Raw genomic sequence first — 3,878 nt, 5'->3', positions numbered from 1 at the left:
CCTCACCTCAGGTGCTACGGGTGGCTGGCGATTCGCACAGCCACGGTGGATTCGCCGAACCGCCGAGCCTGGAGATTCTGGCGAGGATCACCGATGTCTTCGGCTCGCAGAGCAAGTCCGGCAGCGTCATGACCGGTACCGAGGGTACGGTGACCTACCGGGTCGGCGATCTTCCGACCACACTCCACCTCAGCTGGGACAATCCGTTCACCGGCAGCAACACCGGCAGTGCGACGCTTGAGGGTGAGCAGAGATTTGCCTTCCATGCGGGCTGCGTGGTCGGCGCGGGAAACTCCGCCCACCTGAAATACGAACTCCGCCCGGTCGACATGCACGGGCACGCGGTGTACGGCGGGATTCTGGAGAGGTGGGCCGGGCTGAGGTACTCGGACGGCCCGCTCGGCTTTCCGGTCAGCAACGAGGAGGGCGTGCCGGACGGGGTCGGCCGCTACGTGACGTTCGAGCGGGGGATCATCTACTGGCATCCCGATCCCAATGTAGGAGCGCACGCGGTCTGGGGCCGAATCGGTACCCGCTGGGAGCAGCTGGGACGTGAGCAGTTCGGTTATCCGATCACCGACGAACTGCCGACCCCGGATGGGCGAGGGCGCTACAACCACTTCCGGAAGTTCGCCGCCGACGGGCATGTCTACGACGCGTCGATCTACTGGACGGTGGCGACCGACGCGCACGAGATCTACGGCGCCATTCGGGCGAAGTGGGCCAGCCTCGGATGGGAACGGAGCCGACTGGGCTACCCGGTCGGGGCTGAGGAGGACTACCAGGGCGGGCGGCTGCAGCGATTCCAGTCGGGATCACTGTTCTGGAACGGCCACGGCGTGGAGGTCCGCTGATGACGCCGGGGGAGACCGCGCCCGCCGGGTCGGCCCGTATGTCGGCGCCGCGCCGGACGCGCCCGCGCCTGGCGATGATCCTGAGCGTGGCGGCGTTGGTCACGCTGGGAGCGTGTGGTTCGTCGCATGACGACCACGAACTGATTCCCGATCCCGGTCCGGCTGTCAGTACCACCACCGATCCGGCGTCCGGCTCGGTCCCTGGAGCCACCCGCCACACCGGCTCGAGGGGTGGATCCACGACCTATCACCTGTCGGTCGTCGTCGATGACGACGGCGTGGTCACGGTGGGGACGGCTCATTGTCCTCCGACGTGCACCTACCCGGTGCGCGCCGGGCAGCGGATCACGCTCGCGGCGGATCCCATAGAGTCTTTCGTCCGGTGGGAGGTCACCGGCCCAGGGCGCGGCCAGGACACCTGCACGGGTTCGCAAGAGCGTGAATGCACCATCACGTTCATCGGCGACACCACCGCGCGTGCCCGCTTCGGGCCCGACGACACCCCCAGCCCGGAGCAGACGCCAACGCCGGGTTCCAACGGGCGCGGGGAGCCGGGGACGTCGTCGACACCTCAGCATGGCTGAGGGGGACCGGGTCTTTCTCAGCTACGCGGAGGCCGACCGCGAGTGGGTCGCCGGCTATCTCACGCCCGCCCTCGGGCTGCGCCCCGACCAGGTGATCACCGCCGACGGCTTCCCGCCGGGCGAGCCGATCGTCGCCGCGTTCGAGCGGGCGGTTCTCGGCAGCCGCGCCACCGTGGTGGTGCTGACGCCGGCCTACCTGACCGACAGGTGGGCTGCCTTCGGGGAACTGCTGGCCTCCTACCAGGACGTCACCGCCGGTGGCACCTTCGCGGGCGGCACCACCGCCACCGCGAAGGTCGTCCCGGTGCTGAGGGAGCCCTGCGACATCCCGCCGCGTGTCGGCTTCCGGGTTCGGCTCGATTTCACTGATCGCCGCCACTGGGAGGCGCAAGCCGCCCGGCTGCGTGTCCTCCTCGCCCAACCGCCGCCAGCCGGCGAGGAGATCCGCTGCCCCTACCCGGGTCTGGTGCCGTTCGACCGGACGCACACCCGGTTCTTCCACGGTCGTGATAGCGAGATCTCCGACCTGCGCAGGAGGGTGCGGGCACAGCCTTTCACTCTGGTGATCGGTCCGTCGGGCTCGGGCAAGTCATCGCTGGTGCTGGCGGGTCTGGTGCCCCGGCTGGGCGCCGGCCCGGACCGGTGGCTGGTGCGGACGCTGCGTCCGGGCGTGACACCGATGGCGGCCCTTGCGGGCGCGCTGGACGTCAGGCCGCCCAGGTCGGGCATCGAGCTGTCGGTGCCGGTCGCGGCTGCGGTCGACGGTCTGCTGGCCGGCCAGACGGTGTCGGAGGGCCGGCTGCTGCTCGTCGTCGACCAGTTGGAGGAGATCTTCGCTCAGGCGCCGGCGGACTCCCGGGCGGCCTTCCTGACCACGCTGGTCGAGTTGCGCGCCGTCGAGTCCTGCCGGGTGGTCGCGACCATGCGGGCGGACTTCTACCCAGAGCTGATGGAGAGCCCGCTGTGGCCGCTCAATCTGGGTGAACGAGCCGAGATCGCGCCGCTGCGCGGGGCGCCGCTGCGCGAGGCGATCGTTCGGCCCGCCGCCGATGTCGGCGTCCACGTGGACCGGGGCCTCGTCGAGCGACGCATCGCCGATGCGGCGGAGGAGCCCGGGTCGCTGCCGCTGGTGCAGGAGACGATGGCGACGTTGTGGGAGGAGCGGGCCCGTCGGCTGCTCACGCTCACCGCCTACGAGCAGCTCGGCTCCGACGGGCGCGGTGGCCTCAGCGCCGTGCTCGCTATCCGCGCGGACGGGCTGTTCGCCCGGCTGACGCCGGCGCAGCGTGCGGTCGCCCGCCGCGTTCTGCTGCGTCTGGTTCAGCCGGGCGACGGCCGTGGTGACACACGTCGCCAGCAGCCGGTGTCCAGGTTGCGGGCTGTCGACGAGGACGAGGCATTGTTCGACACCGTCCTCGGTCGGCTGCTCGACACGCGGCTGCTGATCCCGAGCAGTGATGACAGCGGAGGCGACCAGCGCGTTGACCTCGCGCACGAGGCGCTCATCGCCGGCTGGCCAACGTTGCGCCAGTGGATCGACACGGCCCGCCAGGACCTGCTCTTCACTCGAACCCTGGCCCATGACGCCGAGCAGTGGTCCAGCGGTGGACGAGATGACAGCGGCCTGTATCGGGGAGCCAGGCTCGCCGCCGCGATGGACTGGGCCGCTGCCAACAGCACGGAACTCAACCAGCTTGAGCGGGACTTCCTCCACGCGGGTCATGCGCACGAGGCACGGGAGATCGCGCAGGTGCGGCGGACCAACCGGCGGCTCGGGCTGCTCGCGCGGGGGCTTGCCGCCTTCCTGGCACTGACGCTCGTCGCGTCGGGGCTGGCGATCGCGCAGTCGGTGCGGGCCGGCAGGCTCGCCGACCGCGCCGCGGTCCAGAGCCGTGCCGCGCTGTCGCGCCAGCTCGCGGCGCAGGCGGTCGCGGCCCAGCCCAGCCAGCTGTCCCGAGCGCTCCTGCTCGCCGCCCAGGCCTACCGGGTCGACGACACGACGCAGGCCCGCAGCGCGCTGCTGTCTACTCTGCAGAACAGTGACCCACGCCTGGTCAGCGTTCTCGCCGCGGACGTCGCACCTGCCGTCGATCCCATCGGCGCTGGCGCATCGGTCCGCGCGGTCGCGGTCAGCCCCGACGGGAGAACGGTCGTGACCGGCACCGGGGACGGCACGGTGACCTGGTGGGACGGCGGCCGCCACCGCACCGGGGGTGGCACGGCCAGTGGCCAGCGGGGTGCGATCCAGGCGTTGGTGTTCAGTCCGGACGGCCGGATGCTCGCCTCGGGCAGCCTCGACGGCACGACGCAGGTCTGGGACGTCGCCAGCCGGCGTGCACTCGGACCGCCGCTGCGTGCCGGGCGGGGTGCGGTGTGGGCCGTCGCGTTCGGTGCGGGCGGCGCGGTACTGGCGGCGGGCGGGCAGGGCCCTGCTGGCGAG

General features: G+C 71.4%; 3 protein-coding genes. All 3 read left to right on the top strand.

Annotated features, from left to right (window positions below; translation table 11 throughout):
* Positions 1–854, top strand: an 854-nt coding sequence (locus AC08OX_RS15675; protein WP_476608494.1) for an LGFP repeat-containing protein, incomplete at its 5' end; no start/stop codon positions are given.
* Positions 854–1,438: a hypothetical protein gene (locus AC08OX_RS15670; RefSeq protein ID WP_476608493.1), complete on the top strand. Its 585-nt coding sequence runs from the start codon at positions 854–856 to the stop codon at positions 1,436–1,438. The genes AC08OX_RS15675 and AC08OX_RS15670, both read left to right, overlap by 1 nt.
* Positions 1,431–3,878, top strand: a 2,448-nt coding sequence (locus tag AC08OX_RS15665) for an nSTAND1 domain-containing NTPase (RefSeq protein WP_476608492.1), incomplete at its 3' end; no start/stop codon positions are given. The genes AC08OX_RS15670 and AC08OX_RS15665, both read left to right, overlap by 8 nt.

Source organism: Frankia sp. CoBUL1, from assembly GCF_978021245.1.
This window is presented reverse-complemented; position numbering and strand designations above follow the sequence as displayed.

What these genes read in the sequence shown, in the direction of transcription:
- AC08OX_RS15670 (WP_476608493.1), top strand. Translation starts at nt 854, where the DNA reads ATGACGCCGGGGGAGACCGCGCCCGCCGGGTCGGCCCGTATGTCGGCG.